15 protein-coding genes (1 of these 15 cut by a window edge) are annotated in these 13,386 nt (G+C 45.5%); 10 read left to right on the forward strand and 5 right to left on the reverse strand.

Going from position 1 to position 13,386, the window contains the following annotated elements; genetic code table 11:
* From znuB to ABXT59_RS00155, 3 genes are read right to left on the reverse strand one after another with little or no spacing between them, the layout of a single operon-like run.
* Positions 1 to 795 (reverse strand): zinc ABC transporter permease subunit ZnuB, encoded by a 795-nt coding sequence (znuB, locus tag ABXT59_RS00145; RefSeq protein ID WP_443636892.1) that lies wholly within the window; start codon positions 793 to 795, stop codon positions 1 to 3.
* Complete coding sequence (znuC, locus tag ABXT59_RS00150; protein WP_443636893.1) at positions 788 to 1,567, reverse strand: zinc ABC transporter ATP-binding protein ZnuC; 780 nt, start codon at positions 1,565 to 1,567, stop codon at positions 788 to 790. The genes znuB and znuC overlap by 8 nt, the downstream gene beginning before the upstream one ends.
* Before the next feature lie 3 nt (positions 1,568 to 1,570).
* On the reverse strand, positions 1,571 to 2,062 hold the full coding sequence (locus ABXT59_RS00155) for a Fur family transcriptional regulator (protein WP_443636895.1): 492 nt from the start codon (positions 2,060 to 2,062) through the stop codon (positions 1,571 to 1,573).
* Positions 2,063 to 2,208: 146 nt separating this feature from the next.
* On the opposite strand from ABXT59_RS00155, the gene ABXT59_RS00160 reads away from it, so the two are divergent.
* Positions 2,209 to 3,021: a metal ABC transporter solute-binding protein, Zn/Mn family gene (locus tag ABXT59_RS00160; RefSeq protein ID WP_443636896.1), complete on the forward strand. Its 813-nt coding sequence runs from the start codon at positions 2,209 to 2,211 to the stop codon at positions 3,019 to 3,021.
* A 13-nt stretch (positions 3,022 to 3,034) separates the two neighbouring features.
* On the opposite strand, the gene ABXT59_RS00165 is transcribed toward ABXT59_RS00160, so the two are convergent.
* Entirely contained in the window at positions 3,035 to 4,012 is a 978-nt protein-coding gene (locus ABXT59_RS00165) for a homoserine kinase (protein ID WP_443636897.1), read from the reverse strand.
* Between the two features lie 146 nt (positions 4,013 to 4,158).
* On the opposite strand from ABXT59_RS00165, the gene polA reads away from it, so the two are divergent.
* On the forward strand, positions 4,159 to 6,981 hold the full coding sequence (polA, locus tag ABXT59_RS00170) for a DNA polymerase I (protein ID WP_443636898.1): 2,823 nt from the start codon (positions 4,159 to 4,161) through the stop codon (positions 6,979 to 6,981).
* 234 nt (positions 6,982 to 7,215) lie between these two features.
* Here the strand turns inward: polA and yihA are convergent, their stop codons facing one another.
* Positions 7,216 to 7,893: a ribosome biogenesis GTP-binding protein YihA/YsxC gene (yihA, locus tag ABXT59_RS00175; RefSeq protein WP_443636899.1), complete on the reverse strand. Its 678-nt coding sequence runs from the start codon at positions 7,891 to 7,893 to the stop codon at positions 7,216 to 7,218.
* 171 nt (positions 7,894 to 8,064) lie between these two features.
* Between yihA and ABXT59_RS00180 the strand changes: the two genes are divergently transcribed.
* From ABXT59_RS00180 to tatB, 8 genes are all read left to right on the forward strand, one after another.
* Complete coding sequence (locus tag ABXT59_RS00180; RefSeq protein WP_443636901.1) at positions 8,065 to 8,670, forward strand: c-type cytochrome; 606 nt, start codon at positions 8,065 to 8,067, stop codon at positions 8,668 to 8,670.
* Between the two features lie 155 nt (positions 8,671 to 8,825).
* Positions 8,826 to 9,443, forward strand: a complete 618-nt coding sequence (locus tag ABXT59_RS00185) for a thiol:disulfide interchange protein DsbA/DsbL (protein ID WP_443636902.1) — start codon at positions 8,826 to 8,828, stop codon at positions 9,441 to 9,443.
* 90 nt (positions 9,444 to 9,533) lie between these two features.
* Positions 9,534 to 10,292 (forward strand): bifunctional demethylmenaquinone methyltransferase/2-methoxy-6-polyprenyl-1,4-benzoquinol methylase UbiE, encoded by a 759-nt coding sequence (gene ubiE, locus ABXT59_RS00190; protein ID WP_443636903.1) that lies wholly within the window; start codon positions 9,534 to 9,536, stop codon positions 10,290 to 10,292.
* 22 nt (positions 10,293 to 10,314) lie between these two features.
* Positions 10,315 to 11,931, forward strand: coding sequence for a ubiquinone biosynthesis regulatory protein kinase UbiB (gene ubiB, locus ABXT59_RS00195; RefSeq protein WP_443636904.1), 1,617 nt, complete (start codon positions 10,315 to 10,317; stop codon positions 11,929 to 11,931).
* The gene (gene hisI / locus ABXT59_RS00200; protein WP_443636906.1) at positions 11,931 to 12,326 is read left to right on the forward strand and encodes a phosphoribosyl-AMP cyclohydrolase; all 396 of its coding nucleotides are present in this window, start codon (positions 11,931 to 11,933) and stop codon (positions 12,324 to 12,326) included. The genes ubiB and hisI overlap by 1 nt, the downstream gene beginning before the upstream one ends.
* Entirely contained in the window at positions 12,319 to 12,648 is a 330-nt protein-coding gene (locus ABXT59_RS00205; RefSeq protein ID WP_443636908.1) for a phosphoribosyl-ATP diphosphatase, read from the forward strand. The genes hisI and ABXT59_RS00205 overlap by 8 nt, the downstream gene beginning before the upstream one ends.
* A 24-nt stretch (positions 12,649 to 12,672) precedes the next feature.
* Entirely contained in the window at positions 12,673 to 12,921 is a 249-nt protein-coding gene (gene tatA, locus ABXT59_RS00210; RefSeq protein ID WP_443636909.1) for a Sec-independent protein translocase subunit TatA, read from the forward strand.
* Positions 12,922 to 12,932: 11 nt separating this feature from the next.
* Positions 12,933 to 13,386, forward strand: partial view of a Sec-independent protein translocase protein TatB gene (gene tatB / locus ABXT59_RS00215; protein ID WP_443636910.1) — the 5' portion only. It continues 35 nt past the right edge of the window; only the first 454 of its 489 coding nucleotides appear in the window; it begins with the start codon at positions 12,933 to 12,935; its stop codon lies beyond the right edge, outside the window.

Genomic DNA, 13,386 nt, shown 5'->3' on the forward strand with positions numbered 1-13,386 from the left:
TTAAACAGACCTAAATGGCCGCGGCAAACTAAACAATAAAAAGAATAGGGCGCTGGCGATGACCACTATTGATGGTCCTGCTGGGGTGTCATAAAACCAAGACAGTGCTAAACCACCACTGACAGCCAACATGCCAAGTAAACTCGCAAGCAAGGCCATTTGTTCTGGTGAATTGGATAAGCGTCTGGCCGCCGCCGCGGGAATAATTAACAAGGACGTAATGAGTAAAACACCCACTACTTTCATGGCTACAGCAATCACTATCGCGACCAAAAGCATAAGTAAGGTGCGCATCAAAGCCACGTTAACGCCTTCAACTTGAGCCAATTCTTCATTTACTGTAATGGCCAATAAAGGTTTCCAAATGGTGACTAATATGACTAAAACCAAAGCACACGCCAAGGCAACCCATAATAGGTCTGCTTGACCGATAGCTAGCAAGTCACCAAATAAAAAGCTCATTAAATCGATCGCTTGGTGGTCAAATAAGCTCAAGCTCACGAGTCCTAATGATAAACTGGCATGGGAGAGAATACCCAGCAACGTATCTGTTGCTATCATCCGTTGATGCATTAGCGTGCTGAGTAATAGGGCTAACAACAAACACACCAGCACGACCGCTAAGCTAACATTAACATGCAGCAATAATCCTAATGCAACTCCTAGCAGGGCAGCATGGGCAAGGGTATCGCCAAAATAAGCCATGCGGCGCCACACCATGAAACAACCTAAAGGCCCTGCAATGGCTGCAATCATTAAGCCACCCAACCAAGCCCATAATAAAAAGTCAGCCATGATCGCAGTCCTCATGATGCTGGCCGTCAATAATGTCGCCATGACTGGTGTGGTGATGATTATGCTGGTGGTTATACAAGGCTAAATTCCTACCACTTTGGGTACCAAATAAATCGGTAAATGCAGGATCTTGGCTGACTTGCTCTGGGTGCCCAGAGCAGCAAATGTGTTGGTTTAAACAAATCACTTCGTCTGTGGCAGCCATCACCAAGTGTAAATCGTGGGATACCATAAGAATACCGCAGCCTAAGATATCTCTAACCTGACCAATGAGATCATACAACGCCACTTGCCCAGTAACGTCAACACCTTGAACGGGTTCATCTAATACCAATAAATGGGGCTTGCGCAGCAGCGCCCGCAATAGCAGCACCCTTTGCGTCTCACCGCCAGAAAGTTGCTGCATGGGTTGTGCAAGTAGTTTTTCTACACGGCACTCATGCAACAAATCATGCCATAGGTTTGGGCTTAATTGGTGTTGCTTATGGCGGCCTAGGTCTAAAAAGCGCGCGACTGATAGGGGAAGGGTCTCTTGTAGTTTTAATTTTTGTGGCATATAGCCAATACGAAGTCCCTTGATGGAGCTAATACTGCCGGTGGTAGTATTGATTAATTTCAATAAACTACGCACTAACGTTGACTTTCCAGCCCCATTAGGGCCAATAACAGTGGTAATTTGGCCCATTTGCAAAGCCATGTTCACATCTTTAATTAGCCACCGATCACCGCGCTTTACGCCTAAATCTGTGGCCGTGAGCAAGGCTTCACTCACAACTCAGAGTCCAGCTTTTTTTGGCTTATCAAGACAGGACTGACAGGTGCCAACAATCTCAATAGTGTGCCTTTTTATTTCAAAGCCATGCTGATCAGCACTTAATTTAATGGCTAAGCTAATGTACTGGCTATCCAGTTCTTGGGCTTGATGACAGTCTTCACAGAGTAAAAATTGCCCTTGGTGTGGCGTGTCTGGGTTACAACAGCCCACATAGGCGTTAATGCCCTCCAACTTATGCAGCAAACCCTGCGTGCATAAAAACTCAAGCGCACGGTATACCGTTGGGGGTGCTGAGTTGAAACCTTCTTTGACTAAGCCAGCTAGCAGTTCATAGGCACCGATGGGTTGGTGACTGCGCCAAACTAATTCCAGCACCCGTTGGCGCACGGGAGTAAGCCTAACACCGCGATCAACACAGAGGCTTTGCGCATTGCTGATGGCGCTACTGACACAGTGAGTATGGTCGTGGGGTGAAAATACGGTAGCCTGCATAGGAACACCTTGATAGCCTAATAGTTGTTATACTGTAACAGAATAGCTTGACCTTTATTATCAAAACAAGCGTCTCAATTGACAAATTGTTATATTGCAACATATCATGCCAGCCTATTTTTAATGCGTTGTTAAGGTTACCCCCTATGTTTTCCGCTGCTCGTTGTGCCTCGCAGGTGTTGGTAGTGCTTATGTTTTGGTGCACTAGTGCAATCGCAGTGAGCCCCATAAGCATACTGCCCAGCACCCATGTGCTTTCCCTTATGGTCAAAGAAGTCACGGGGGATAAGCATGAGCCACTATTATCCACTAACGTCTCGCCCCATGATTTTAGTTTAAAGCCGAGTCATGTTCGTCGTTTACAAAAGGCTGAACTTGTTGTCTGGTTCGGACCCGCAATCGAACCCTACTTAGCCAAGGTTATGAGGCAGATTCCAGATGATAAACAATTAATTATCAATCAAGACCTTTCAGCTTCAAATTATGGTGGACATCCCTGGACGAGTCCTGAGTATTTATTACAAGGGATGCAGCAACTGAGACAATATACGGGCAGGGCTTGGAACAGCCAAGAGTGGGTGCAGCAGATGACCCAACTCAAGGCTGAGCTTGCAGCCAGTACCCGTGATATGAGCCAAAAAAACCAAGGCTACTTGGTTTATCACGATGGTATTAGTGCGTTTGAGACCTATTTTGGGTTAGCACACTTAGCCAGTTTTACCAATGCTGATGATCAGCCGCCTGGAGCTCAACAGTTGGCAATTATTGCTCAACTAGATAAAGACAACAAAGTGGCCTGCATACTGATGGACCATGAGGCTCAACCCAAGCTAGTAAATGCTGTAATCAAGTCCAGTGTAGAGCGTATTAAAATTGATATTCTAGCCACTAAAAGTCATTCCCTAATGACTTACTTAACCAGCCTGCAAAAGGCCTTGTTAGGCTGTGGCCATAGTTAGGCTATGGTCACATTTAGGGCAGTTGGTGAAACTTCTGCATGCGGTGCCTTAAAATGTCTCTGAAAACGTCAGGCTCCTTAAAGACAGTGACACCCTCTTCTCGCTGATGATTATCTAGACTGTGAAAAGTTTCTAGTCGAGACAGCCAAAAGCGCATCGCTGCAGTGATGAGCATGGCATTCCAGTACTGCTGCTCCAAAGGGGTAAACGCTCGTATGTTTGCGTAAGCGTCTAAAAAAGCGTTATACAAATGAGGTGCAATACTGCCATCGGCTGAAATGCACCAGTCATTGACGGTGATAGCGATGTCAAACAATAAATAGTCGTTACTCGCGTTATACAAATCAATGGTGGCGCTGAGTTTGCCTTCATTGAAAAGCGCATTGTCATGGAACAGATCTCCATGAATAACACCGGTTGGCAAGTTCGGTTGTTGGCTTTGCATGGCATCATACTGACCAATGGCCATCATCAACATGGTTGCGTCTTCACCCTCGATGCATTGCGCTGCTCTGGGGCCTAATTCGTTCCACCAGAGTGGCCCACGATGGCTTTGGCGCTGCTTAGCAAAGCCTTGACCCGCTCGGTGCAAACTTGCCAGCTCTCGGCCCATAATGGCACATTCGTTTTTACCAATTTCTGAGCGAGCTAGGTGGTCACCTGCAAAACGTGGGAATAATAAAGTGGGTTTGCCCGCAAGCAGGCTCAAGGCGCTACCGGTTTCGTTTCTTAAGGGGGCAGGCACAGTGACATTATGCGCAACCAAATGTTCTGTTAAACCAATGAAGTAGGGCATTTCTTCATAATCTAAGTCTTCAAATAGCGTAAGTACAAAGGTCTGCGGCGGCTGGCCCTTGGCCTGAGTCGTGACAAAGTAATTAGTGTTTTCAATGCCACCACTAATACCTCTTAATTCAACCAGTTCACCTAGGTTAAATGGCGACAGGTAAGCACTAACTTGCGCACTACTAAGGGTGGTGTATACAGCCATAAGATCATTACTTTCTAAAACTAAAAATGGTCATCAACGAGGCTGCAAATAGTACGCGTAGAGACGCTTCAATTCAAGTTAAGGCCGCTTCATTATGGTATTCTTTAAGTCATAAATACCTATAAAGATCTGTTTGAGAAGACATCATGACTGTAAAAGTTTCTACCCCCGTTGTATTAGTAGACGGTTCTTCCTATTTGTTTAGGGCATACCATGCAATGCCGCCGCTAAATAATAGTAAGGGCATGCCCACAGGTGCGGTCAAAGGCGTAGTTAACATGATGCGCAGTTTGGCTAAGGACTATGCCAATGCCAATATTGTGGTGGTATTTGATGCCAAGGGGCCCACATTTCGAAATAAAATGTATGCGGAATATAAAGCTCACCGACCACCTATGCCTGATGATATGCGCCCACAAATAGAACCTATCCACCAGATTATTAATGCCATGGGACTACCTTTGTTAATTATTCCAGGGGTAGAGGCTGATGATGTTATCGGTACCTTAGCCACTCAAGCGACAGCTCAAGGCATTGATACACTCATTTCTACGGGTGACAAAGACATGGCTCAACTGGTGAGCCCACATGTTGGTTTAGTCAATACCATGACCAATACCTATCTCGATGAAGAGGGCGTATTCACAAAGTTTGGCGTTAGGCCGGATCAAATTATTGATTATTTGGCCATTGTTGGTGACACAGCGGACAATATTCCAGGCGTTCCAGGGGCGGGACCCAAGACGGCTGTCAAGTGGTTAGCTGCTTATGATACCTTAGAAAGTCTAATGGAAAAGGCAGATGAAATTGGAGGGAAAATAGGTGAAAAGCTGCGTAATGCCTTAGATTTTTTACCCCTATCACAGGCCTTAACGACCATTAAATTAGATGTTGAGCTTGAGCAGAGCCTAGATCAGATGGCACCTAAGCCAGTTGACCAAGCTGCTTTGCTGGCCCTATATGAAGACTTGGAATTTAGATCATGGGCTAACGTGTTAATACAAGATGGTGTCACTGCCAGTAGCCCTCCCATAACCCATGGTCACTCTAACGCCGCCACTAATAACCCGAGTAATAACCCGAGTAATCATTCCAGTCACGCCTCCCTTAATGATAATGAGGCGCCCCAAAAAGTGATCCCAACGCCACAAGTCGTGGCCCATAAAAACTACTCCACAGTAACCACTCTGGCTGATCTTGCCCCATGGTTAAAAGCTTGCAAAGAGGCGACCATCTTTGCCTTTGATACAGAAACCACTAGCCTTAACTATATGGAAGCTCAACTGGTAGGGGTTTCCTTGTGCATAGAAGCGGGCACAGCCATTTATATCCCTTGTGGTCATGACTATGTGGGGGCGCCAGAACAAATCAGTCGCCCAGACCTCATTGTGGCCATCAAGCCTTTGCTAGAAGATGCTACCCAAGTCATTTGTGGTCAAAATCTAAAATACGACATCAACGTCCTCGCCAATTATAATATCCAGTGGCAGGCAAAAATTATTGATAGCATGGTGCAATCTTACGTGCTGAATTCCACCGCTAGTCGACACAATATGGATGCCTTGGCTCAACATTACCTCGATTACCAAACGGTTAAATATATAGATATTGCGGGTAAAGGGGTTAAACAGCTCACCTTTAACCAAGTCGATATAGAGCTCGCTAGCCCCTATGCCGCTGAAGATGCAGATATTACCTTGCGCTTGGCGCAGCATTTTTCTGCATGCCTAGTCTTAGAGCCCAATTTAGGGAAAGTGTATGACACCATAGAGCGGCCACTAGTTCCAGTGCTGTCGCGCATGGAGCGCATTGGTGCTCTGGTTGATGCAAAGGTGCTGGGCGAACAAAGTCAAGTGATTGGCAAGCGCTTAATAGAGCTTGAGCGGGACGCTTATGAACTAGCTGGTGAGGTCTTTAACTTGTCATCAACGCAGCAGTTGGGAGCTATTCTATATGAAAAGCTGGGTATACCAGTGACCAAAAAAACCCCTAAAGGCAAACCATCAACTGCCGAAGCGGTGTTGCAAGAACTAGCCCAAGACTATGAACTGCCAAAATTATTACTCCAATACCGCAGTCTGAGTAAACTAAAATCAACCTATACTGATAAACTACCTCTAGAAATAAACCCTGCTACGGGTCGCATTCATACCTCCTATCATCAAGCTGTAGCAGCCACAGGCCGGCTGTCTTCTAGTGATCCCAATTTACAAAATATTCCTATCCGCAGTACTGAGGGGCGTCAAATTAGGCAGGCTTTTGTGGTGCCTAAGGGCCAAGTCATGGTCGCTGCTGATTACTCTCAAATAGAATTGCGTATCATGGCTCACCTTTCCAAGGATGAAGGCTTACTAAACGCATTTGCTACCGGCCAAGACGTGCACAAAGCCACTGCGGCTGAAGTATTTGGTGTTACTGTGGAGCAAGTGAGCAGCGACCAGCGAAGAAGTGCAAAAGCCATTAATTTTGGTCTAATTTATGGCATGTCGGCCTTTGGCTTGGCGAAGCAGCTGGGTATTAGTCGGGCTCAAAGCCAAGATTACATAGGACGTTATTTTACTCGCTACCCTGGGGTGCAAGAATACATGGACCACACTAAAGCGATCGCTGCAGAACAGGGTTATGTCGAAACTATTTATGGCCGCAGGTTATATCTGCCAGATATTAAAGCCAGCAATGCCATCGCCAGGCAAGCTGCTGAAAGAACAGCTATTAATGCGCCAATGCAGGGCACCGCAGCAGACATTATTAAGCGCGCTATGGTCAGCGTCGATGCATGGCTAGCGTCGAGTGGTTTAAATGCTCGTATGACAATGCAGGTTCACGATGAATTAATTTTTGAGGTAGACGCAAGCCAAGTGGATAAATTAGTGGTGGGAATAAAGTCCGCTATGGAGGGGGCTGCCGAACTTTTGGTACCGCTTATTGTTGATGTAGGGGTAGGGGACAATTGGGATCAGGCGCATTAACCACTAATTAATTTCAAAATAATTTAATTAACTTGAACTTAATGGAATAATAACCGTCTGAGTATGTAACTAGCTAAGCGTCTTCGACAAAACATATAGACGCCCGCCCTGAAAACTGCTCCCCTCGGTCTTCAGGGTTTTTTTTGCCCAATGTTTATCATGTCTTAGCCTGATGTGGCTCAAAAAGGTTTGGGTTGGCAGTTAGTTAGGATTTAACTTATCCTCACCCAACTATTAACTACTCAGTGGGTCGGACGTCAATGCTTTAAGAGTCGGCTCAGCGATACCTTCAGCATTTGAAGCAGGCTTCATCCAAAGTACCAACTGGCGCTCTAAATCTGCAATACCGTCGCCCTTTGATGCTGAGAAGCTCTGCATACTGATTAAGCCTTCTGGGTGTTCAGGCAAGCATTTTGTGACTTCCATTTTAGCCTTCATAATGCCATTATTTTTTAGCTTGTCGGCTTTGGTTAAGAGCAAATGAAGGGGCAATTCTGAGGCGATACACCAGTCAATGATCATGCGATCAAACTCTTTCAGAGGATGACGTATATCCATCACCAAGACTAAACCTGATAAGCTTTCGCGAACTTCTAAATAATGGTTTAAGTGCTTGCGCCATTTTAACTGCATGGCAACTGGGACTTTAGCGTAGCCGTATCCTGGCAGGTCCACTAATCGACATTGATCAATATTAAGGTTAAAAAAGTTGAGCAGTTGTGTGCGTCCGGGGGTTTTACTTGTTCTTGCTAAACTTGGGTTGCGAGTGAGTGCATTAATGGCACTAGATTTGCCAGCATTAGAACGCCCAGCAAAGGCCACTTCAGAGCCAATATCTGCGGGACATTCACCCACTTTGCTCGCGCTAGTGGAGAATTGTGCGGAACGGAATTTAATGTGTTGTGTGGTCATGGAAGCATTCATATTTAAATTAACCTGCATTTTACATTATTTTTACAAAAATAAACCCTGCTAAAGTGAGGATCTTCGCCCAGACAGGGGCTGAGTCATTGAAGTCATGTCACCTGCGCCTTATAATGGCGCGGTCGAAGCATTGATTTTATAAAACTTACGAGAACACCGATGAAGAAACTGATTGTATGTATGATGGTTGGCCTTGGCTGGATGAGTTTTGCCTATGCAGCTGGTGACGCAGCGTCAGGTCAAGGTAAAGTAGCTGTATGCAGTGGATGCCATGGCGCTGATGGCAACAGCATGATTCCGAGTTTCCCTAAGCTAGCGGGTCAAGGCGAAGTGTATCTGGTCAATCAGTTAAAAGACATTCGCGATGGCGCTCGTAATGTGCCTCAAATGATGGGAATTTTGACTGGCCGTACCGATCAAGACTTGGCTGACATGGCTGCCTTTTATAGCACCCAAAAAGTCACGGTGGGTGCTACTAACCCAGATTTACTCGACTTGGGTCGTCAAATTTACCGCGCAGGTATTGCTGAAAAAGGTGTAGCAGCTTGCACTGCGTGCCACTCTCCTACAGGAGCAGGTAACGCCCAAGCTGGTTTTCCAGCCGTGGGTGGACAGCATGCAGACTATCTTATTAGTCAGCTCAAAGCATACCGCACAGAAACCCGCACCAACGGCCAAGCTAAGTTGATGCAGCAGGTTGCTGCCCTTTTGAGCGACAAAGAAATTGAAGCTGTGGCAAGCTACATGCAAGGCTTATCTGAATAATTAGATAAGCGATTCAAAAAGGTGGCTCAGGCCACCTTTTTTATTTGTTAGCAGTTAGGCTTAGTCAATACTCAGTCAAGGCTGAGTCAAGGTAAGCTCTTCCATTGCCTAACGCGTTACTCTAAATATCTACAAAATCACTCAGGAGAACAAGCATGTTGAAGAAAATTATTACTCTATTGGCTCTAGTCAGTTTGCCAGTATTTGCGATGGCTGCAGAGTATCAAGCAGGCACACATTATATTGTCTTAGACAAACCTATTAAATCGTCAAACACTGAAAAAATCGTAGTGAATGAGTTTTTTGGGTATACCTGCCCTCATTGCAATGGTTTTGAGCCACAGTTGCACAAGTGGGCTAGTGCGCAAACTGATGATGTAAGCTTTATGCCTATTCCAGTAATCTTTGGTCGTAGTTGGGAACCTTATGCAAAGGCATATTTTGTGGGGCTCAACTTAGGTGTGTTAGAACAGACTCACCAGGCTATGTATGATGCGATACATATTGATAAAAGGAAAATGACTAATCGACAAGCGTTAGCCGCTTTCTTTGCTGAACATGGCGTTATTAAGGCTGATTTTGATAGTGCCTATGATTCATTCGATCTGCAAAATAAAATACGCCAAGGCAATCGTTTAGCCGCCCAATCACAGATAACAGGTGTGCCATCGATGTTAGTCAATGGCAAGTATATGGTGAATGCAACTTTGGCAGGTAGTTCTGAAGGCATGCTTGCGGTTGTGGATTATCTGGTAGACCTTGAAAACCAATAAGCTTGATTAAGGTCACGACAAGGTGATTGTAGCAGGGTAGAATGAGGCTAACGAGCACAAGCTTAATTATAGCAACGGACACACAAACACATGAGCGATCAAGGCCCCAAGCCGACTACGCATTTTGGTTTTAAAGAAGTTCCAATGGGCGACAAAGTAAGCCAAGTGGCTGGCGTCTTTCATTCTGTGGCAGCGAAATATGATGTTATGAATGACCTAATGTCCATGGGTATTCATCGTCTATGGAAACGCCAAACCATTGAAATGAGTGGTGTAAGGGTGGGTGATTCAGTGCTCGATTTAGCTGGTGGTACGGGCGATCTCACCATGCGTTTTAGTGAGTTAGTGGGGCCCGAAGGTCATGTCATCTTGGCTGATATCAATGAGTCTATGATTAAGGTAGGACGGGATCGGTTAATTGATAAAGGTGTGGTTGGTAATGTCAGCTACGTACAAGCTAACGCTGAAGCTTTGCCTTTTCCTGATGATAGCTTTGATTGCATCACCATCGCCTTTGGCCTGCGCAACGTGACTGATAAAGATAAGGCCTTGGCGTCAATGCAACGCGTGTTGAAGCCTGGTGGCCGTTTGTTAGTGTTAGAGTTTTCTAAAACAAATAACCCACTGCTAACTAAGGTTTATGATACCTACTCGTTCAACATATTACCAAAAATTGGTAGGTTCATTGCGGACGATGAAGCCAGCTACCGCTATTTGGCAGAATCTATTCGTATGCATCCAGACCAAGTCACCCTAAAGGGCATGATGGAAGCAGCAGGCCTGGTTAACTGTCGCTTCCACAATATGACAGGTGGCATCGTGGCCTTGCATTACGGCGTTAAAGCTTAATTAGTGGGAATATAATGAGCCCATGAAAGCAATTTTTCGCAGCTTCTCGATTCTTCGAGTGATCATCCGCTATCGTCTAGATGTGCCTTTATTAGGCTATTCTTTGCCCTTGCCAGTCAGGCTAATATTTTGGTGTATGCCATGGCGTTTGCTGGTGCCTGTGCGAGGTAGCGTGGGCCAGCGTCTGCGTTTAGCGTTAATTGACTTAGGCCCTGTGTTTGTTAAATTTGGCCAATTGTTATCCACGCGTAGGGATATGCTAGATGACGAATTAGCTGAACAGTTGGCTACCTTACTGGATAAAGTTCCCGCTTTCGACAGTCAGCAATCTAAGCGCTTAATCGAGCAAGCTTTAAAGCAAACTGTGGTTGATGCCTTTGCAGAATTTGATGACGAACCCCTAGCCTCTGCTTCTGTTGCCCAGGTGCATAGTGCGCGCTTAATCAGTGGTGAAGCGGTTGTTGTGAAGATCATTCGCCCTGGAATTAGACGCACTATAGAACGGGATTTAAAATTAATGCGCTTAGTGGCCAAAGTGATTAACGTGGCGGTTCCCGATCTCAGGCGTCTGCGCTTGCATGACGTTATTGATGAATATGAAAAGACCATTTTAGATGAGCTTGATTTGCAGCGTGAGGCGGGTAATGCGAGTCAACTCAGGCGCAATTTTGAAAACTCTAACCTTTTGTATATCCCTAAAATGTATTGGCATTTGAGTAATCCTTCAGTACTGGTTCAGGAACGCATCTATGGTGTGCCTGTTAGTGACATTGCGGCGATTGAAAAAGCAGGCATTAGCCGACAAGAACTAGCTAAACGAGGTGTCGAAATCTTCTTCACCCAAGTGTTTCGTGATAGTTTTTTTCATGCTGACATGCACCCAGGCAATATTTTTGTGAATCCGTCGCTGCCCAACGACCCCCAATATATGGCTGTCGATTTTGGCATTGTTGGCAGCCTCTCACAAGAAGATCAAACCTATCTAGCACGTATTTTGTTGGCTTTTTTCAACCGTGATTATCGACAAATTGCTCAGTTGCATGTGGACTGTGGATGGCTGCCCGCAGACACCAAAGTGCACGAGTTTGAGGGGGCAATTCGGGGCGTGAGTGAGCCCATCTTTTCGAAACCCTTGGCTGAGATTTCTTTTGCTCAAGTACTATTGGGTTTATTCCAAACGGCTCGCCGATTTAATATGCAGGTTCAGCCACAGCTGGTTCTACTGCAAAAAACAATGCTCAACATAGAAGGCTTAGGTCGTCAGTTGTACCCACAATTGAACTTATGGGAGACCGCCCAGCCGATTCTGGAAGAATGGTTCAAGCGCCAAGTGAGTCCCAAACAAGTTTACCGGCAGCTTAAGCAAGAGTGGCCAGACCTAGCTCAACAGTTACCCTATTTGCCTGGCTTAGTGCACGATGCCTTGCAACAGTCGGCGCGCTCTTTGCCAGTCACTGCAACGGTCACAAAAGCCCCCAAGTCAAAAGGACATTGGAGTGGTCTAATCGGTTTAGTTCTTGTGCTGGCGGCTGCTGCGTTGCATCCTATACCCTTAGCAGATCAGGTGTGGGTAGCTCCAGTAAGTGCCGTGTTAGGCTTTATTGGTATCTTGATATTATGGAATAGAGGTAATCACTGATGTCTGCTGACGACTGGTTAAACCACATTCTGTGGGATGATAAAGGTTTGGTGCCTGCTATTGCCCAAGATTATAAAACGGGACAAATTTTGATGATGGCTTGGATGAACCAAGAGTCCTTAAAGTTAACGCAGCAAGAGCAGCGGGCGGTGTATTGGTCGCGGTCAAGGGCACGCCTTTGGCGCAAGGGTGAAGAGTCAGGACATGTGCAAAAGTTACATAGCCTCCACTTAGACTGCGACGCTGATGTCATTTTATTAAAAGTCGAGCAAATGGGTGGTATTGCGTGCCATACCGGACGTCCCCATTGTTTTTTTAAGCGTTTGCATGATGGCCAATGGCTTGAAGAGGTGGCAGTAGTAAAAGACCCAAAGGAGATTTATACCCATGAGTGATGTATTGAACGCGCTGCAGTTGGTGCTGCAGGAGCGCAAGCAGGCGCCGCCTGAATCATCCTACGTGGCTAGTTTGCACGCCCAGGGTTTAAATAAAATATTGGAAAAAATTGGTGAAGAAACCACAGAAGTGATCTTGGCTGCAAAAGATACGCAAGATCTGGGTACGACTAAAGCCGTCATTGCTGAAACCGCAGATTTATGGTTCCATTGCTTGGTAATGCTATCGCACCTTGGCGAAGATCATACCGCAGTTTTAAAAGAGCTGGAGCGGCGATTCAATTTGTCGGGTTTAGTGGAAAAGGCTAATCGTAGCCAGTAATTTATTAATAAGGAGTAGAGTCTCATGGGTTTAGGTGGAATCAGTATCTGGCAGTTAGTGATCGTTTTGGCCATTATCTTGTTGCTATTTGGCAGTAAGAAACTAAGAAACATTGGTGGTGATTTAGGTAAGGCGGTCAAAGGGTTTAAGTCGGCTATGAAAGATGGTACTGAAGAGCCCAAAGCGATTGACGACAAGCAAGATGCTAGTTTTAGTGCAGACACCTCTGCTGACACTACTGCTGAAAAAGAATCAGCAAAAACTGATAAATAGCGGCCAAATTTATGTTTGATATTGGTTTTACAGAGCTGGTACTCGTCGCTGTGATTGGCTTGTTGATACTTGGCCCAGAACGTATGCCCGTTGCTGTGCGGACTATTGGTTTATGGGTAGGAAAAATAAAGCGTACTGTCAGTGGCGTACAAAAAGAGATACAGGATGAGCTAAGGGTTGACGAAATTCGTAAGAAGGCGGATGAGAACCGTAAAGCCATTGAAGACAGGATGGCTGAATTACAGGCAGAAACAGATATTATGGAAGCCCCCGTAGTTGCCGCACAAGAAAATCAACCAGCAAAAAAACCTATGAAAAAAACGGCAGCAAAAGTTGTAAAGAAACCGACTCAAGACGCTGAAGAAAAACCTGCAAAGAAACCTACAAAAAAAGCTGTAGAGAAGTCGACACTGGATGTTGATAAAAAAGTGGCAAAGCAACCTGTAAAGAAATCTGCAAAAAACG

The organism is Candidatus Njordibacter sp. Uisw_058 (assembly GCF_047730065.1).
Lineage (GTDB): Bacteria > Pseudomonadota > Gammaproteobacteria > Pseudomonadales > Balneatricaceae > Njordibacter.

Bases quoted from the DNA above. Each gene is read 5' to 3' on its own strand.
- znuB (WP_443636892.1), bottom strand. From the start codon at position 795: ATGGCTGACTTTTTATTATGGGCTTGGTTGGGTGGCTTAATGATTGCA.
- ABXT59_RS00155 (WP_443636895.1), bottom strand. From the start codon at position 2,062: ATGCAGGCTACCGTATTTTCACCCCACGACCATACTCACTGTGTCAGT.
- ABXT59_RS00160 (WP_443636896.1), top strand. From the start codon at position 2,209: ATGTTTTCCGCTGCTCGTTGTGCCTCGCAGGTGTTGGTAGTGCTTATG.
- ABXT59_RS00165 (WP_443636897.1), bottom strand. From the start codon at position 4,012: ATGGCTGTATACACCACCCTTAGTAGTGCGCAAGTTAGTGCTTACCTG.
- polA (WP_443636898.1), top strand. From the start codon at position 4,159: ATGACTGTAAAAGTTTCTACCCCCGTTGTATTAGTAGACGGTTCTTCC.
- yihA (WP_443636899.1), bottom strand. From the start codon at position 7,893: ATGACCACACAACACATTAAATTCCGTTCCGCACAATTCTCCACTAGC.
- ABXT59_RS00180 (WP_443636901.1), top strand. From the start codon at position 8,065: ATGAAGAAACTGATTGTATGTATGATGGTTGGCCTTGGCTGGATGAGT.
- ABXT59_RS00185 (WP_443636902.1), top strand. From the start codon at position 8,826: ATGTTGAAGAAAATTATTACTCTATTGGCTCTAGTCAGTTTGCCAGTA.
- ubiE (WP_443636903.1), top strand. From the start codon at position 9,534: ATGAGCGATCAAGGCCCCAAGCCGACTACGCATTTTGGTTTTAAAGAA.
- ubiB (WP_443636904.1), top strand. From the start codon at position 10,315: ATGAAAGCAATTTTTCGCAGCTTCTCGATTCTTCGAGTGATCATCCGC.
- hisI (WP_443636906.1), top strand. From the start codon at position 11,931: ATGTCTGCTGACGACTGGTTAAACCACATTCTGTGGGATGATAAAGGT.
- ABXT59_RS00205 (WP_443636908.1), top strand. From the start codon at position 12,319: ATGAGTGATGTATTGAACGCGCTGCAGTTGGTGCTGCAGGAGCGCAAG.
- tatA (WP_443636909.1), top strand. From the start codon at position 12,673: ATGGGTTTAGGTGGAATCAGTATCTGGCAGTTAGTGATCGTTTTGGCC.